This window comes from endosymbiont of Galathealinum brachiosum, from assembly GCA_003349885.1.
In the GTDB taxonomy this organism is placed as follows: domain Bacteria; phylum Pseudomonadota; class Gammaproteobacteria; order SZUA-229; family SZUA-229; genus SZUA-229.
Genome location: QFXC01000013.1, coordinates 736239 through 753217 on the forward strand (window position 1 = coordinate 736239; position 16979 = coordinate 753217).

The window sequence follows — 16979 nt, forward strand, 5'->3', positions numbered from 1 at the left end:
AATTTTATTCACTTACTGATATTTCCTTTCTTATTGCGTTCCCATTCATCAATAACCTTACGTGCAATAGGAGCTGCCACACTACTACCATGACTACCATTTTCAGCAATCACCGCCACGGCAATTTCTGGATTTTTATAAGGAGCAAAAGCAATAAATAAGGCGTGGTCACGTAATTTTTTGGCAATTGTTTCTTCGTCATACTCTGCATCCTGTGCAATACCAAATACCTGTGCTGTACCTGTTTTTCCTGCAATTTTGTAATTCAGCCCATAACCCGAGCTTCTCGCTGTTCCTCTTACACTATGAACCACACTTACCATACCTTTTATAGCGTGCCGCCAGTTACTTTCACGCTTAAGTTTAACCGGCTCCTTTGCGGCCCAGTTAATTACCACTTTCTCCTCATTACCCGGCTCACCGATCTTCTTTAACAGATGAGGTGGATGCACCTCACCACGCATACCAAGAATAGAGGTTGCACTTGCCAGCTGTAACGGTGTAGCTAACATATAACCCTGTCCTATTCCCGTTATAAGCGTTTCTCCCGGAAACCAGATTTTATTCTTTACACGTTTTTTCCACTCTCTTGATGGCAACAACCCCGAGCGCTCCCCGAGTAAGTCAACACCGGTTTTCTCACCAAAGCCAAACGGTTGTAAAAAATCATGAATACGATTAATACCCATACGATAAGCCAGCTCATAATAATAAACATCACAGGACTGCTCGATTGATTTATTCAAATCAACAAGACCATGCCCTTTCTTTTTCCAGTCTCGATACTTACGATCGTCATTAGGTAACAGGTAATGCCCTTTGCAATCAATAGTCTCCTTATGCCCTATTGATCTGCTCTCCAGACCACCCAGGCCTACAAAAGCTTTTACAGTTGATCCCGGAGGGTACTGTCCCTTAATTGATCGATTAAATAAAGGCCGGTCAGGCGAGTCACGTAATCGTTTGTAATCTTTGTGACTAATTCCATGAACAAATAAATTGGGGTCAAACGATGGCAAACTAACCATCGCCAGTATTTCGCCTGTATGCGGCTTCATTACCACTACTGATCCATTAAAACCTTCTAGCGCTTTCTCCGCCACTTTCTGTATGCGTGCATCAAGCGTCAGCCATAAATTATTACCCGGTAACGGGGGTATTTTATCCAGTACGCGCAACTCACGCCCCTGAACATTAACCTCTATATTTTCATAACCAACCAATCCGTGAAGCTGATCTTCATAATAACGCTCAAGCCCGTTCTTCCCGATATGAGTTGTACCTTTATAATTTGTTTCATCAACACGCTTTAATTCTTTTTCATCAATACGCCCTACATACCCCACCACATGAGCCATGCTTTTTGCCAGCGGATAGTAACGCCCCAGCCGAGCATTAACTTCCACACCGGGAAACCGATGCCTGTTCACCGCCAGCCTGGCGACTTCTTCTTCAGATAACTTGGTTCGCAACGGAATCGCTTCAAATTTTCGACTACGCTTTAGCAACCGATCAAAACGTTTCAAAACATCTTCATCCAGCGCAACAATCCGCCCCAGCTCAAACAATGTTTCCCGCATATTTTTAATTTGTTCGGGAATAAGCTCTAACTGATATGAGGGTCTGTTTTCAGCCAGAACCACACCATTACGGTCATAAATCAACCCCCGGTTAGGCACTAATGGAGTAAGGCGTACGCGGTTATTTTCTGACAGTGATGAAAAATGACTAAACTCAAAAAATTGCAAATAAACCAGACGAGACAACAGCACCAGCAATAACAGCACACTAAATATCGCAGCCACCAGTGCTCGCCGCTTAAATAGCAGTGCTTCTAGCGTATGGTTTTTAATTACTGCACGACGAGACATTTAGTAAACTACAAAGCCTTTATGTTCATATTAAGAACATGGAATAACGTTTATCTTTTTGAATACTATTCATACTGGAGAAATACAAATAGTTAACCCAGTGTACGATTATAACGATTAATACTACCAAGAATTTCTTCATGGGCACGATCTGTACCGACCCAGCTCTCAACTTTTACCCACTTTCCTGATTCCAGTGCTTTATATTGCTCAAAAAAATGCGTGATCTGGCCTAACATATCATCATGTAAATCCTGAGGTGACTCCACATCATCATACAGTTTAGTCAGCTGCTTAACGGGAACCGCAAGTATTTTATGATCTTCACCTGCTTCATCCACCATTTCCAGCATGCCAATAGGTCGACAACGAATAACCGAACCAGAGATAAGAGGCACAGGTGTTACCACTAGAACATCAACCGGATCACCATCTTCGGAAAGCGTATGGGGAAGGAACCCGTAATTACACGGATAAAACATGGCCGTTCCCATAAACCGGTCAACCGTCAGCGTTCCACTGTCCTTATCAACTTCATACTTTACCGGCGGTCCATGAGCCGGTATCTCAATAACAACATTAATATCACGGGGTACATCTTCACCTAATGGGAGATTATCAAGATTCATATGATTCTTACCTTATGATTGCAACTCATGAGAGTTTTTTCAGAATTATTTCTGATAATTTTGGATTATATCAAGAAGCAGCACCAGAGAATACTCGACATCTTCTGCGCATTGATTACAATCCCTTGACTATTAAGCCATTAATCTAGAAAAATCCTGAACAACCTGTAACAGGGGGGAGAAAAAGGATATGAGACTCGTACTACTAGGGGCACCCGGCTCCGGTAAAGGCACACAAGCCAAATTATTAGTTGATAAATTAAATATTCCACAAATATCAACCGGTGATTTACTACGCGCAGCTGTAGAAGCACAAACGCCACTAGGCAGACAGGCCAAGACCATTATGGATGCAGGCCAACTCGTTCCTAATGATCTGGTACTGGGCATGATTCGAGAACGCCTGAATAGCCCTGATGCTATGAACGGATTCATTCTGGATGGTTTCCCCCGTAATCTGGAACAGGCTCAGGAACTAGACCAATTACTGACAGGCATGTCCATGCCAATTCAGAAGTCTATTTTAATTGACGTAGATTTCGATATTCTTATGCAACGACTCACCGGACGATTAACCTGTGAAGACTGTGGCGAAGTATTTAATACCTTCACTAACCCACCGGCACTTGATGAAGAATGCGATAAGTGCGGAGGCAAATTACATCACCGCTCTGACGATAATGAAGAAACTATTGGTAAACGCTTACGGGTGTACGAGACACAGACCCAACCCGTTGCTGATTTTTATAAGAATCAGGGCAAACTATCTGTAGTAGAAGGTAAAGGCGATATTAAAGATATCTTTGCCGACATGCAGAAAGCTTTAATCAGCGCTCGCCCTGCAACCGGTTTAAATTCAACGGCAACAGCTGAGCCAGTAAAAGCGCCAGAAGCAAGGCCGGCTCCGACTGAAATCCCAGTAACTGAAAAGCCGACACCGATGGAAACCCCCATAGCTGAAAAACCGGTGATTGAACCAGTTAAGACAATTGAGCCTACACCTGCTCCAGCTTCCACGAAAAAACCGGTTATCCTTAAGAAGACCAAACCAGCAGCCGGGAAAAAGACAAAAGTCAAAAAAGCAGTTACGAAGAAAGCACCTGTTAAAAAGGCTACAAAGAAAGCGGCTTCAGGCAAATCGGCGATTAAAAAGAAGAGCGCTGCAAAGAAAAAGCCGATTATTAAAAAGAAACAGAGCAAACCCGTAAGTGACCAGGACCTACTTAAGCAATTAAAAGCAGAGCTGAAATTAGTAAATGCTGAAATTACTTTAACTGAAAAACGGAACAAGACACTTACCAGCATTGAACTGAATAAGGACTTGATTCGTAAGCAATTTTCAGAAAAACTTCAAAGAGATATGAAGAAAGCCCTGAAAAAAATCAAATAATTTGACCACTTAACCTGCAAACTAGACAAAGGCCGCCCGCTATTAGCGGTCTTTGCCTTAGTGTAAATATATTCGACAAGCCACTTATTCATATCTTGTTGTTTTTTATTAAAAAAAACAACTTTAAATCACTGCCTCAGATAAGTGTAAACTAATTCGTCACATGAGGGATTACGCATAACCAATTGTTTTTTATGAATTTTATTTAAAGCGCCCTTGAGGTGCACACACAATTATTTACACTAAATATTTAGCAATTTCATCATGTTTTTATAACTTATTGTTTCCTAAACGTTTATCCAAAGTGGAATACTCTATGCTTTAGCTAACCCTTACCTGCATCATACCGAGCCATTCATTTGGGTGAGCAGTTAAAATGATAAAAAAACATGGAAGATACGACTCACAGACTAAACTATGAGCGATATTTGCAAACGGAGCCACGCAATTTTAAGTTTAACTTTGTTAATGGACGTTTATTATGTGGTCAAATACTATACCCGCATCAGGAAGAATGCTGTGCCTGATATTTGCTCTAAGCCCCCTCTGTGTCAACGCTGAAATAACAACACACACAACAGCATTAAACACATCATCTGTTATTAACCAGTCGAACCCGCTAATGGTTTACCAGCAGGCTCTGGATTATTTACTGGGCCGAAATGGTGCCGTAAAATCAGCCGAAAAAGCAGCCGGCCTGTTTAAAACACTAGCCGAACAAAACTGGAGCTCAGCTCAGCATATGTTAGGAAACATGTATTTACGCGGCAAAGGTGTGGAAAAAAATGATTTACTTGCATACAAATGGTTAAGCCTGGCCTCAAAAAACAATTTACAACTAGCTAAAGCTATTCACAACAAACGTCGTCAATTATACGAAAACCTACAAAATAACCTTTCCTTACAGTCACTCAACAAGGTCGAGACATGGATTACCGAATGGGAACCCACTAAAACCAGAACACAGTTAAACTAAAAAGACTGCACTTCGTAACGAAAAAGACACCCTCTCAGGGTGTCTTTTTTATCAATATCTTTCCACCACATCACTGATGTGATTTATGCATCTTTCTCAGCTTCAGCTGCAGCTGCAATATCAGCCTTTACTTTTTCCATATCCAGCTCTTTCACCTGCTGTATAACCTGCTCAAGACCCGCCGCAGGTAACATACCCGCCTCAGAAAAGAGCACTATCTGCTCACGAAAAATCATCAATGTTGGAATTGAGCGTATCTGAAAATGGGCCGCAATCCCCTGCTGATCTTCAGTATTCACCTTGGCAAACACAATATCAGGATGCTTTTCTGAGACCTCTTCATAAATAGGACCAAAAGACTTACAGGGACCACACCATGGCGCCCAAAAATCGATAATAACAATATCATTATCAACTACAGTTTTTTCCAGCGATTCTTCGTTTAACTCAACAGTTGCCACAGGTTTATCTCCGATAGATAGTGAGGGACAGATGGATCCTGCAGCAGTATCTACCGACCGGACCCTATAATTTTATTTTCTAAATATTAACATTAACTTATATTGAGATCGAGCTAGATTATTCAAGGTTATTCATGTTTTTTAAGCAAATATAATCTTTAATTAGAAGTACAGCTCCTTTATAAGCAACCATATGCCAACACAAACCTGCCATAATCCGAATTTAACACTCGTCATAGATCAGGGATCACATGCAAGCCGCATCGTATTATTCTCTGAAACAGGTGAGCTGATCTACCTGAAATCTATCCGTATTTCTACTCACTCTACAAAAGAATCCATTCATCACAATATTTATGAGCACGATGCAAACGAAATACTGCTATCTATTCAGACTTTACTAGAAAACATCCCTTCAGAGTTAAGCCACAATATTACATGCTGCGGTTTGTGCACACAACGCTCAACGATTGTTGCCTGGCATAAAACAAGTGGTGAGACACTATCACCGGCAATAAGCTGGAGAGACACACGCTGCCAGCCATTAATAGACAAACTCACGCCGTCCGCGAATGAAATCAGGAAAATATCCGGCTTGCCATTATCAGCTCATTATTCAGCAGGAAAAATGAGCTGGTTATTAAACAACAATAAAACAGTTAAAAGCGCATGTGATAACAGTCAACTCTGTATCTCTCCTCTTGCCAGCTACCTGATATTTCACCTACTCAAAGAAAAAACCATAAAAATTGATCACAGCAATGCTCAACGCTGCCAGCTATTCGACATTCAGAAACTGAGCTGGTCTGATAAATTATTATCGCTCTATAAAATTGAAAAAAACATCCTCCCGAAATGTGTACCCGTCATTTATAACTATGGTGAGCTTAAATTCAATAATATTCCATTAACTACCGTATGCGGTGACCAGAATGCTGTTTTATACGCATACCCTGCTTTGCCTGAAAGCACAGCCCTGATCAACATAGGTACAGGCGCATTTATATTATCAACATCTTCCGAGTCTCATACAAATTCGCCCAGATTACTACACACTATCGCTAGCAGTGACACCGAAAAGGCCAACTACATTACAGAGGGTACCGTTAATGGCGCGGGGTCGGCAATTAGCTGGGCTCAAAAAAAATACCCCTGTGAAGACGTTTTTACTCAACTCCCTGACTGGTTGGAAAAGGTTAAATCTCCACCTGTTTTTATTAACAGCATCTCTAATTTAGGGTCTCCATGGTGGTGCAATGCAGGCGAACCGGCTTTTATCGGAAAACATAAAGCTCAGCAAGCTGAACGTTATGTCGCCATTATAGAAAGCATCCTGTTTCTAATACAAAGCAACCTTCAATGTTTAACCATAACGCCAGACAGCCTTTTTATTAGCGGAGGTTTATCTCAGCTCGATACCTTATGTCAGAAACTTGCAACCCTGGCAGGGATAAAGGTTTACCGATTTACCAACACAGAGGCAACAGCAAGAGGATGCGCATGGCTTGCCAATCAGCTATTAGAAAACAATAACTTAAGCTGGAAAACGCTGGAATTTTCTGAATATTTTTACCCGGAGAAAAAAACGCCTGAAGACAGTGAAATAGGTGACAGATACGAGCAGTTTGTCGGAGAGTTAAACAAGCGCTGCAACAGTGACTAAACTTAAGATAAACAGACATGAATTATATTGGGTTTTAACATGGCAATACCACACCTTGTTGCACACCGCGGCCTTATGGAGACATACCCTGAAAACACACTGGTTTCACTGGAATCAGCTTTACTAAGTGGTGCCGACTATATTGAGTTTGACGTTCAGTGCACCGCAGATGGACAACTGGTTGTATTTCACGACACCGAGTTATTACGCACTACCGGGATAAAGGGGAATCTTTTCGAAATGAGCTATGAAGAACTGAAAAATATTCGAGCTCATGAACCGGAACGATTTTCACTCGCTTTTTTCAACCAACATATTCCGCTATTAAGTGATGTTGTGCAGCTATTACAACGCTACCCTCGTGCAACTGCATTTGTGGAAATAAAAGAAGAAACGTTAGAACAATATGGTACCAGTCAGGTTATGCCTGATCTTTTAAAAATACTGGATATTATTCACTCCCAATGCGTCATTATTTCATATGATGAAAGCGCTATTGAATACACAAAAAATAACAGTGATTTCCTAACTGGCTGGGTATTACATGATTATGATGACGCCAATCATGTCATTGCAAAAAGATTAAAACCTGACTATCTAATTGCAAATCATCGAAAAATACCAAAAAACACAGACCCATGGCCTGGCAGTTGGCACTGGATGGTTTATGATATTACCGACCCTGAACTGGCATTACATTATGCTAGCCATAACATCCCTCTGATTGAAACACGAGATATCAGCAGCATGTTAGAACATCCGATACTTGCATTGAATTTATCAAACAATCTGGCGAATAATTAATTGCATTTTTATACACCGGACATTTTCTTGATAATATTAAGTTATTTTTAACATAATGCCCGAAACCCCATACTACGATATTGTTATAATAGGTGCAGGAATACAGGGCTCTGGCGTAGCTCAGGCAGCGGCAGCCAGTGGTTATAAAACACTGGTTATAGAAAAGTTACCGCAAGCCGGTCTTTGCACGTCAAGCAAATCAAGCAAACTAATCCATGGAGGCCTTAGATACCTTGAAAGCGGTCAATTTAAGCTGGTTAGAGAGTGCCTCCAGGAAAGAAAAATTCTATTAAAAAATGCGCCACAACTGGTAAAACTAATACCATTTTATATTCCCGTTTATTCTCATAGCATCCGTCCTGCCTGGTTAATCTGGATCGGCTTACTAATTTATTCTTTATTTAGTTTAAAAACCTTTTCTATTGTGAAAAAAAAGGATCAGCATTACCTTGATGGATTAAAACTGAAGAACATTAAAACCATCTTCAAATATTACGATGCACAAACCGATGATAAAAGACTAACTCAGGCAGTTATAACGTCTGCAAAAAACATGGGGGCCGACGTCTTGTATGACACTGATTTCATTAAGTCATACGCTGAAGAAAGCATTCACAATGTAAGCTACAAATCAAACAGACAATATCACAATATTAAATGCCGATGTCTGATTAACTGCACTGGCCCCTGGGTAGACTCGACGCAAGACAAGATTTCACCCCCATTAAAACTTCCTGATACTGAGCTAGTGGCAGGCACGCATATTATCATCAATCGTCCAATCAAACAGGGTGCATACTATATAGAAGCCGCAGATAAAAGAGCTGTTTTTGTTATGCCATGGAAAGACTCTCAAACACTTATTGGGACAACAGAAAGGACACATACAGACGACGCAGACAACTTAATGCCAACTGAAAATGAAGTATTTTATTTACTTGAAACTTACAATCACTACTTTAACGAAAAGTTAACACTCAACGACATTACTCAATCTTTTTCAGGCTTAAGAGTGCTACCCGTCAGTAACACCGCATCATTTAACAAATCAAGAGAAAGCTTAATTATTCATAATTCAAAAACGCCTGCCCTGATCACTCTGGTTGGCGGAAAACTGACGGCCTATCGCGCAAGCTCTGAAGAGGTAATATTAAAAATAAAAAAACTTTTAGGGGATTCGAAAAATAAAAAACATTACGACACGAAAAACATTAAGCTATAGGGGGTTAAATATATTTAATTTCTCTAAAAAATATCTTTATATTCAAACCTAACCTGTAAAAACTGATCTATATTTTCAAAAAACACATTTATCAACAATGGATCAAAATGCTTGCCAGATTGATTTTTTAATAATTCGAATATTTTTTCATCATCCCAGGCTTTCTTGTAACAGCGGTCTGAGCCCAGAGCATCAAACACATCAGCCAATGCAGTTATTCGACCATATATGTGAATATCATTTCCACTTGCTGCTTCAGGATAACCCGTACCATCCCACTTTTCATGATGCTCGAGAGCAATGATTGCAGCTGTACGCATTAAAGGCCGGTCACTATGTTTTAACATATCATAACCAATTACCGCATGCGTTTTCATTACTTCAAACTCATCTTCTGTTAATCGTCCCTTTTTATTTAAAATAGCATCCGGAATACCCACTTTACCAATATCATGCATTGGTGACGCCATTGCAATGACATCTGCTTCAACTTCATTTAAACCAGACATGCAGGCCAGTAACCTCGAATACTCTGCCACGCGCTTTACATGCAAGCCCGTTTCCTTAGATCTGGTTTCACCGATAGACCCCATTGTAAAAATTACTTCTTTTTGAGTTTCGATTATTTCTTTATTTAAAACTTTAAGCTCTGCTAATGCATTATCAATAACAATCTGCTGAGAGTCTTCAAAAGCCTTTAATTTCAAATGTGTTTTTACTCTCGCTATCAGTTCAGCCGCATTAAATGGTTTGGTAATATAATCCTGCCCACCCGCCTCAAATGCTTCTATCAGGCTTTCTTCATCTGTTTTTGCTGTGATGAAAATAATTGGAATTTCATTTTCAGGCTGCCTGTTCTTTATCTGGCGACAAACATCATAGCCATCCATTCCCGGCATCATAATATCTAACAGAACAAGATCAAAACGCGACTCATCTATTTGGCCTAACGCCTGCTGCCCATTAGTTGCATACGAGATATCATATTCCTCATCTCCCAGTAAATTAGCAATAACCTGAATATTTTTAGGAACATCATCAACTATTAATATCTTAAATCGTTTTGTCATTAACGTTCTCCGACAATTTATCAATGCCTGATAATATTTTACTTATTAATTTTTGAGCTTCCTCTATATCGAAAATCTGGTTTGCATTCTTCAGATTATCCAGCATATGATTCAAACCTTTTAATTTAAAATTAACAGCTACTTCCTGTAATTCATCAAGCAACAGATCAAGCCCGCCAAAACTACCTCTGTTTTTAGCTATTTCCAGCGGCTGCTTATATTCTAAAAGAGCATCAGAAATTTCATTGCTCGCATTGCTTATCTCTTTATAAAATAGATCTGTAAAATCAAGATTATCGTCAATATTTTCTTTAACATCCTGCACTTCAATAAATTTTGAAAGCGCCTGTATCAGTGTGTTTTTATTTAATGGTTTGTACAAGACCATATCAAACAATGATCTTTTCTTTTCTGACTTTTTATCTTCTACAACAGATGCTGTAATTGCAATTACAGGTATTTCTTTTATGGCAGGCGTATTTTTAATAATTTCAGTCGCCTCAATCCCATTCATATTAGGCATACGTATATCCATAAGAACTACGTCAGGCTTTTCAGACCTGGTCAGATCCAGCGCCTCAACACCGTCTTTGGCTATTACCAGTGTAAGCGGCTGCTTATCAAGATACTCACACACCAATTCTCTGTTTAATTCTATATCATCCACCACAAGAACTTTTGCTGGTTTAAATATAAGTTCATTAGATATTTTCACCGTATCCTTTAATGAAACCTCATCGACTATTTCAGGACTATGTAATATCAGTTGAAAAGCACTACCTTTTTCCATTTCACTTTCAACCGTGATTGAAGCTCCAAGTTTCTCAGCAAGGCGCGTACTAATAGCCAGACCCAAACCAGCACCTCCAAACTCACGCGTACTCTGATTATCCTGTTGCTCAAAAATATTAAATATATTTTCCTGATCTTCTTTTGCTACGCCTATTCCGGTATCTTCTACTCTGATTATCATACTAGAAAACATATCATCCGCTGTTACACGTTTATATTCAGCATAAATATTTATTTCCCCTTTACGCGTGAATTTTATAGCGTTATTCAACAAATTAAAGAGTATCTGTCTTAACCTTACCTCATCCGACATTATGATTTCTGGAACTGAATCTTCAATATGTAATTTAAGAGTCAGGCCTTTCTCTTTTGCAGAAATCTGAAAAACCTGATATATATCTTCCATTAACTGCTTGATATAAACTCTATCAAGCTTTATTTTCATTTTTCCTGCTTCAATTTTCGACAAATCAAGAATATCATTTATCAAACTTAACAAATTTCGACTTCCTGACTGAATCGACTTAACATACCCTTCTTGCCGACCACTCAATTCACTCGATGAAAGCAAATCAGTAAAACCTATAACTGCATTCATTGGTGTTCTAATTTCATGACTCATATTTGCCAAAAACAGGCTTTTTGCATAACTCGCCGCTTCAGCTTTTTCCTTAGAGTGCTCAAGCGCTACATTAATAGATTTCAATTCACGGGTTCTTTCATTTACTTTTGCTTCAAGCAAATCATTAGCCAATTGCAGGTTTTTCTGCGCCTGCTTTCTTTCTGTAATATCACGCACAGACGCAAGAACAAGTTGATTCCCATCAATATTTAAATAACCCAGACTCAGTTCAACCGGAAACACATTCTGATTCTTCTTTATTTGTTCGCTTTCGACAATAACATGACTTTTTTCAGACAGTTTACTTAGCAACTTCTCCATCGCTTCTTTGTCATTATATTTTGCATCAATATCCGACATACCCATACATAACAACTCATTTCTCTTATACCCCAATGATACACACGCCGCATTATTCACATCAATAATTTCACCATCAGAACCAATTACGTACAGGGCATCTGTAGACTGCTCTACAACTTCTCTAAATTTATTTTCACTCTCTATTATTTCATTATTTCTTTTCTGTAACTGAATCAACATTTTATTAAATTCATCAGTTAAAATCCCAATCTCATCTTCACTTTCCTTTTCGGCACGCAATGCATAATTTTGTTGCTGTGTGATTTTTAAAGCAGTATCGGTTAAATGCTCGATTGGTTCAGATATGATTTTCTGTAATTTTAATGCGAAAAAATAAGCTAAAAATGACCCGAGTATTATTATAAAAACAACACCCACAACTGAATCCATAATAAATTTCTTTATCAATGAATCATCTGACTCCATGTATAAATAACCCACTACCTCACCATCAAAAATGATCTTCTTAGTGACATGTGAATTTTCATTCCTTATTCTTTTGTTATTTATTTGCTCATACGTGACAGCTCCTTTATCTCTGTCTCTTGAATGAACAACAAAAATTGATTTTTTCTTGTCATATAATATGGCTCTTACTATCTGCTTTTTTGAACGCAATGCGGCAAGAAATATTGATGCACCTACATCATCTTCAAACACCAGGTAACCGGAAGATGTTTCAGCCACAATATCTGCCATAACCTGCAAATCAACCTTTTGCATCTTATTCAGATTAATAAATTCATTAATTAGTATACTTGCACCAACAGTTCCTAGACCGATCAGACTTACGGCCATAATAATTACCATTAGTTTTTGCTTGATTGATACTGGCGTGTATATACGCCTAATAGATTCGGAAAATGTGACCATTACTCTTTTTTCTTGTGTTTTTTCTGTGCAAACAGGGTTATCAACCATATTAAGTATAGGCTATTAATTAATTCCCGCTTCCACTACAATTCACTACAATTTTATTCAAGGTATAGATTATGTCTTCACTTCAGGCTTTAATATTTGATGTAGATGGAACACTGGCTGATACTGAGCGAGACGGTCATCGCGTCGCTTTTAATCAAGCATTTGAGCACGCTGGTCTTGACTGGAACTGGTCAGTTGAACTTTATGGCAAACTACTGGCTGTCACGGGCGGCAAGGAACGAATGGCCTACTATCTTGAAAAGTTCAACACATCATTTCCAACGGATGATAAAACACCACAAATGATTAAGGAATTGCATCAATCAAAAACTGATTTTTACACAAAGTTATTATCTACTGGTGCTATTCCCCTGAGACCAGGCGTTAAACGACTTATACATGAAGCTAGAAAACAGGGCCTGCGAATAGCAATCTCCACTACGACTACTCCAGCGAATGTTACAGCCTTGCTTGAACATGCGCTTGGCGAAGGCTCTACAGACTGGTTTGAAGTAATTGCAGCTGGAGACATTGTACCGGCCAAAAAACCTGCAGCTGACATTTATGTCTGGGCACTTGAACAACTTAAATTAAAACCTGAGGACTGCCTGGCATTTGAGGACTCTCTAAATGGCGTAAAATCTTCACTTGGAGCGAACCTTAAAACTATTATTACAATTAATGGTTATACAAAATCTGATGACTTTACTGGTGCGTCCCTTGTTTTAGATCAAATGGGTGAACCGGATAATGCTTTTACAACGATATCTGGTGACAACTTTGGAGCCAGTTATATAAACCTCGATTTACTTAAAAAAATCCACGCAGCTTAAATCCCGGAAATCATTCACATGTGGACACAACACGAAATCAAACTGCCTGCCAGACACAGAGGCTTTCATTTGATTACCCGTGAAGTCATCAATGCTCTGACGGAGATAAATACTATCCAGACGGGCATACTGCATTTGTTTATCAAACACACCTCTGCTTCATTATCAATTAATGAGAACGCAGATCCATCTGTCAGGTCTGATCTTGAAAGTCATTTTAATAAGTTTGTACCTGAAGGTGCAGCCTACTATCAGCATACTGACGAAGGAGAGGATGATATGCCTGCCCACATTAAAAGCTGCATTCTGGGCTCCAGCCTGACTATACCCATTTCTAACGGTAAACTTAATATGGGGATATGGCAGGGAATTTACCTGTGCGAACATAGAAACCATGCATCTGGTAGGGAACTTGTAGCAACAATCCAGGGTCAGGTATACTGATAACCCTGAAAACATTAATACTTATTCTTCTCTATTACGGTGAATAAAGAGCAGCACTGCTATACTTTAAATGATAAATAAACAGGAATATGACAGGAAAATATTTATGTCAGATACCGCACCACAAATTAAAGATGATGAACTTTACCGCTTATTGAGAGAGGGTAAAATTGATGAATTCAACTCACGCAAAGCGAGTGGTGAAAGCTGCGATCTGAAATATGCTGATTTTCGCAACGTAGACTTAAAAGGTCTGGATGCAAAAGGTCTGGATCTGAGTAATTGCTACTTCAGAATGAGTAATTTACGGGGTGTTGATTTTTCCGGTACTCGCCTTGAAGGCGCAAGCATACATGGTGCTCAAATTTCAGGCGTATTTTTTCCTTCTGCCCTCGACGCAAATGAGATTTTACTTTCGCTTGAGCATGGCACTCGCATGAGATATAAGGCTTGATTCGATAGCATGAACTCAGTTAATTCAAATACAGATGCATTTAAAGTCCTGCTAAATCAACCTGACAATGATATAAGTCTGGCTAAAGCGGCTCTCATGATTGCAAGATTAGAATATCCTGAGTTAGACATTGATGATTATCTATCAAAAATACACAATATTGCCGAAGAAATAAATAACAGACTACCCGCCACTGCTAATGCTGCTGAAATTTTAAAACAGTTAAATCATGTGCTTTTTATTGAAAAGGGCTATGAAGGCAATAGCACGTCTTATTATGACCCCAGAAATAGCTTCTTAAATGATGTTATTGAAAGAAAACTCGGCATTCCTATTAGTTTATCTATTCTTTACATCGAACTAGGTAACGCTCTTGGCCTGCCTTTAAGTGGAGTGTCTTTTCCTGGTCATTTTTTAGTAAAGCTTGAAATAAGTGATGGAGCAATTGTGCTTGACCCGTATTTTGGCGGCATTTCACTTAATGAAGAGGATATAGAAGAGCGCTTACGTGAATATTATGGTTCAAAACTTAATAAGTCACGGGCTCAGGGTGTACTCGCAAGCAGTACTAACAAAGAAATTGTTCTTCGCGTAATGCGCAACCTGCGTAACCTCTATTTACAGGAAGAGAACTGGACAAAAGCACTACCATTAGCTGATATTATGGTGGAAATGGATGACGATCAGGCTGACGCACTCAAAGCACGTGCCGCAATTTACGATCAACAGGAATGCCACACACCTGCGTTAGCTGATTACAGCGCCTACCTCAAACTATCACCGGATAATCCAGGTAATCAATTCATACGCGCCAGAGTAATTGAGCTGGCAAAATCTGTACGCAAGGTCTGTTAAAATACTCCGATTGCATTTTTGACAGCCACCCCCATATAAAATTAGAATAGCGCCTGAATTTAAAAATCATCTCCAGTATATTTTACTGTTTATCAATTAGGGTTAAATGAAAACTTCAAAACCACCTGTCGTACTTTGCTTTTCCGGTTTAGATCCAACTGGCGGTGCAGGTATACAGGCAGATATAGAATCCATAGCAAAACATGGTTGTCATGCTGCGCCAATTATCACGGCAAATACGGTTCAGGACACTCATAACGTCATTAGTTATGAACCAGTTAATGCGACATTATTACTTAAACAGGCTCGTGCGATTTTAAAAGATATGCCCGTAAGTGCCATAAAAATAGGTATGTTAGCTTCGGGTGAAATTGCTGAAGCCATATACACACTCTTTAGACAGTACAGTGATATCCCTGTTATTTTAGATCCTGTTTTAACTGCGGGCGGTGGCACATCACTTGCGAAAAAAAATCTAATTGATGCCATTAATACACTCATTATCCCGCGCACATATATTCTAACGCCTAATATTCCAGAATCTTTATTGCTAACTAATACAAAGTCAAACCCCGAATCTGCTGCTCAGCTTTTAAACAAAATGGGCGCTAAATACGTTTTACTCACTGGCACACATGCAAAAAACACCGATGTTATTCATAAGCTTTACTTAAAATCCAGAAGTCAGAAAACATACAAATATAAACGACTAGAAAATGAATATCACGGCTCTGGTTGCACTCTTGCAGCCAGTCTTGCTGCACTGATTGCACAAAAAATGGAACCCATCAATGCATGTCAGAATGCACTGGACTTCACCCATAAAGCACTCACTTATGCAAACGCATTAGGCAGTGGTCAACTTATACCCAATCGATATGTATGACAAAAAAACTATCCGGCCTTTATGCAATCACCAATGAAACCCTGATGCCTGAAAATCTTTTTTTAAGCATGGCAGAAGCAGCATTAACATCTGGTGTTTCAGTTTTACAATATCGCGACAAAAGCACCAACCAGAAAAAAAGACAATATCAGGCCAGTCAACTTAAATTACTTTGCGATCAACATAGTGTGACTTTTATTATTAATGACGATATCAACCTTGCAATGCAGGTTGATGCAGACGGCGTGCACATTGGAAAAAATGACCAGTCTATTTATGAAACAAAAAATCAGCTAGGTAAAGACAAAATCATTGGTGTTAGTTGTTACAATCAAATGAGCCTGGCGACAGATGCCATTGAGAACGGTGCGGATTATATTGCTTTTGGGAGTTTTTTTGGATCATCTATAAAACCAGAAGCGCCTCAGGCAAACCGTGAATTAATTACCACAATCAAAAACCAGTACAGCACACCAGTTTGCTGTATTGGCGGCATAACCACTGAGAACCACAAACCTCTGCTTGATGCTGGCACTGATATGTTAGCTATTATTAGCGATATATTTTCTCATACCGATAATGCCTACATATCTCACCAATGCACACAATTCAAAAATGCCTTTGACAGCAGAAAAACAGGTTAACACTTTCGATCAAATACCCAAAAACACAGTGCCTATTATTAACTGTGGCCTTAATGTAAAATACCCGACCTTGTAAACA

At 39.2% G+C, this 16979-nt stretch carries 16 protein-coding genes; 11 read left to right on the forward strand and 5 right to left on the reverse strand.

All coding sequences use genetic code 11. The features are described from left to right. Nucleotides 1-8: 8 nt before the first annotated feature. Together mrdA and DIZ80_16280 are read right to left on the reverse strand one after the other, a co-directional pair. Nucleotides 9-1871 (reverse strand): penicillin-binding protein 2, encoded by a 1863-nt coding sequence (gene mrdA / locus DIZ80_16275; GenBank protein ID RDH81625.1) that lies wholly within the window; start codon nucleotides 1869-1871, stop codon nucleotides 9-11. 92 nt (nucleotides 1872-1963) lie between these two features. Further along, a complete protein-coding gene (locus DIZ80_16280; protein RDH81626.1) occupies nucleotides 1964-2500 on the reverse strand; it encodes an inorganic diphosphatase in 537 nt (178 codons plus the stop codon). 190 nt (nucleotides 2501-2690) lie between these two features. On the opposite strand from DIZ80_16280, the gene DIZ80_16285 reads away from it, so the two are divergent. Both DIZ80_16285 and DIZ80_16290 read left to right on the forward strand, forming a co-directional pair. After that, entirely contained in the window at nucleotides 2691-3890 is a 1200-nt protein-coding gene (locus DIZ80_16285) for an adenylate kinase (GenBank protein ID RDH81627.1), read from the forward strand. Nucleotides 3891-4371: 481 nt separating this feature from the next. Beyond that, nucleotides 4372-4866, forward strand: a complete 495-nt coding sequence (locus tag DIZ80_16290; protein ID RDH81628.1) for a hypothetical protein — start codon at nucleotides 4372-4374, stop codon at nucleotides 4864-4866. A gap of 83 nt (nucleotides 4867-4949) precedes the next feature. Here DIZ80_16290 and trxA read toward each other — a convergent pair whose 3' ends face one another. Continuing rightward, the gene (gene trxA / locus DIZ80_16295; protein RDH81629.1) at nucleotides 4950-5327 is read right to left on the reverse strand and encodes a thioredoxin; all 378 of its coding nucleotides are present in this window, start codon (nucleotides 5325-5327) and stop codon (nucleotides 4950-4952) included. Nucleotides 5328-5520: 193 nt separating this feature from the next. Between trxA and DIZ80_16300 the strand changes: the two genes are divergently transcribed. Genes DIZ80_16300 through DIZ80_16310 form a run of 3 tightly spaced genes read left to right on the forward strand, consistent with a single transcriptional unit; the run spans nucleotide 5521 to nucleotide 9016 of the window. Beyond that, nucleotides 5521-6990: a hypothetical protein gene (locus DIZ80_16300; GenBank protein ID RDH81630.1), complete on the forward strand. Its 1470-nt coding sequence runs from the start codon at nucleotides 5521-5523 to the stop codon at nucleotides 6988-6990. A 39-nt stretch (nucleotides 6991-7029) separates the two neighbouring features. Further along, complete coding sequence (locus DIZ80_16305) at nucleotides 7030-7794, forward strand: glycerophosphodiester phosphodiesterase (protein ID RDH81631.1); 765 nt, start codon at nucleotides 7030-7032, stop codon at nucleotides 7792-7794. A 55-nt stretch (nucleotides 7795-7849) separates the two neighbouring features. Next, complete coding sequence (locus tag DIZ80_16310) at nucleotides 7850-9016, forward strand: hypothetical protein (protein RDH81632.1); 1167 nt, start codon at nucleotides 7850-7852, stop codon at nucleotides 9014-9016. A 23-nt stretch (nucleotides 9017-9039) separates the two neighbouring features. On the opposite strand, the gene DIZ80_16315 is transcribed toward DIZ80_16310, so the two are convergent. Together DIZ80_16315 and DIZ80_16320 are read right to left on the reverse strand one after the other, a co-directional pair. Continuing rightward, nucleotides 9040-10086 carry a two-component system response regulator gene (locus DIZ80_16315; protein RDH81633.1) on the reverse strand — a complete coding sequence of 349 codons (1047 nt, stop codon included), beginning with the start codon at nucleotides 10084-10086 and terminating at the stop codon, nucleotides 9040-9042. Continuing rightward, entirely contained in the window at nucleotides 10070-12784 is a 2715-nt protein-coding gene (locus DIZ80_16320) for a hypothetical protein (GenBank protein RDH81634.1), read from the reverse strand. The genes DIZ80_16315 and DIZ80_16320 overlap by 17 nt, the downstream gene beginning before the upstream one ends. Before the next feature lie 71 nt (nucleotides 12785-12855). On the opposite strand from DIZ80_16320, the gene DIZ80_16325 reads away from it, so the two are divergent. The 6 genes from DIZ80_16325 to DIZ80_16350 all read left to right on the forward strand — a co-directional run bounded on the left by DIZ80_16325 (nucleotide 12856) and on the right by DIZ80_16350 (nucleotide 16900). Beyond that, entirely contained in the window at nucleotides 12856-13617 is a 762-nt protein-coding gene (locus tag DIZ80_16325) for a phosphatase (protein RDH81635.1), read from the forward strand. An 18-nt stretch (nucleotides 13618-13635) separates the two neighbouring features. After that, nucleotides 13636-14061, forward strand: a complete 426-nt coding sequence (locus DIZ80_16330; protein RDH81636.1) for a hypothetical protein — start codon at nucleotides 13636-13638, stop codon at nucleotides 14059-14061. Between the two features lie 106 nt (nucleotides 14062-14167). After that, on the forward strand, nucleotides 14168-14515 hold the full coding sequence (locus DIZ80_16335; protein ID RDH81637.1) for a hypothetical protein: 348 nt from the start codon (nucleotides 14168-14170) through the stop codon (nucleotides 14513-14515). A gap of 9 nt (nucleotides 14516-14524) precedes the next feature. Beyond that, nucleotides 14525-15370, forward strand: a complete 846-nt coding sequence (locus DIZ80_16340; protein ID RDH81638.1) for a hypothetical protein — start codon at nucleotides 14525-14527, stop codon at nucleotides 15368-15370. Between the two features lie 106 nt (nucleotides 15371-15476). Next, nucleotides 15477-16256: a hydroxymethylpyrimidine/phosphomethylpyrimidine kinase gene (locus tag DIZ80_16345; protein RDH81639.1), complete on the forward strand. Its 780-nt coding sequence runs from the start codon at nucleotides 15477-15479 to the stop codon at nucleotides 16254-16256. Continuing rightward, on the forward strand, nucleotides 16253-16900 hold the full coding sequence (locus tag DIZ80_16350; GenBank protein RDH81640.1) for a thiamine phosphate synthase: 648 nt from the start codon (nucleotides 16253-16255) through the stop codon (nucleotides 16898-16900). Before DIZ80_16345 ends, DIZ80_16350 begins: the two co-directional genes overlap by 4 nt. Nucleotides 16901-16979 lie beyond the last annotated feature (79 nt).

Bases quoted from the DNA above. Each gene is read 5' to 3' on its own strand.
- mrdA (RDH81625.1), bottom strand. From the start codon at position 1,871: ATGTCTCGTCGTGCAGTAATTAAAAACCATACGCTAGAAGCACTGCTA.
- DIZ80_16280 (RDH81626.1), bottom strand. From the start codon at position 2,500: ATGAATCTTGATAATCTCCCATTAGGTGAAGATGTACCCCGTGATATT.
- DIZ80_16285 (RDH81627.1), top strand. From the start codon at position 2,691: ATGAGACTCGTACTACTAGGGGCACCCGGCTCCGGTAAAGGCACACAA.
- DIZ80_16290 (RDH81628.1), top strand. From the start codon at position 4,372: ATGTGGTCAAATACTATACCCGCATCAGGAAGAATGCTGTGCCTGATA.
- DIZ80_16300 (RDH81630.1), top strand. From the start codon at position 5,521: ATGCCAACACAAACCTGCCATAATCCGAATTTAACACTCGTCATAGAT.
- DIZ80_16305 (RDH81631.1), top strand. From the start codon at position 7,030: ATGGCAATACCACACCTTGTTGCACACCGCGGCCTTATGGAGACATAC.
- DIZ80_16310 (RDH81632.1), top strand. From the start codon at position 7,850: ATGCCCGAAACCCCATACTACGATATTGTTATAATAGGTGCAGGAATA.
- DIZ80_16315 (RDH81633.1), bottom strand. From the start codon at position 10,086: ATGACAAAACGATTTAAGATATTAATAGTTGATGATGTTCCTAAAAAT.
- DIZ80_16320 (RDH81634.1), bottom strand. From the start codon at position 12,784: ATGGTTGATAACCCTGTTTGCACAGAAAAAACACAAGAAAAAAGAGTA.
- DIZ80_16325 (RDH81635.1), top strand. From the start codon at position 12,856: ATGTCTTCACTTCAGGCTTTAATATTTGATGTAGATGGAACACTGGCT.
- DIZ80_16330 (RDH81636.1), top strand. From the start codon at position 13,636: ATGTGGACACAACACGAAATCAAACTGCCTGCCAGACACAGAGGCTTT.
- DIZ80_16335 (RDH81637.1), top strand. From the start codon at position 14,168: ATGTCAGATACCGCACCACAAATTAAAGATGATGAACTTTACCGCTTA.
- DIZ80_16340 (RDH81638.1), top strand. From the start codon at position 14,525: ATGAACTCAGTTAATTCAAATACAGATGCATTTAAAGTCCTGCTAAAT.
- DIZ80_16345 (RDH81639.1), top strand. From the start codon at position 15,477: ATGAAAACTTCAAAACCACCTGTCGTACTTTGCTTTTCCGGTTTAGAT.
- DIZ80_16350 (RDH81640.1), top strand. From the start codon at position 16,253: ATGACAAAAAAACTATCCGGCCTTTATGCAATCACCAATGAAACCCTG.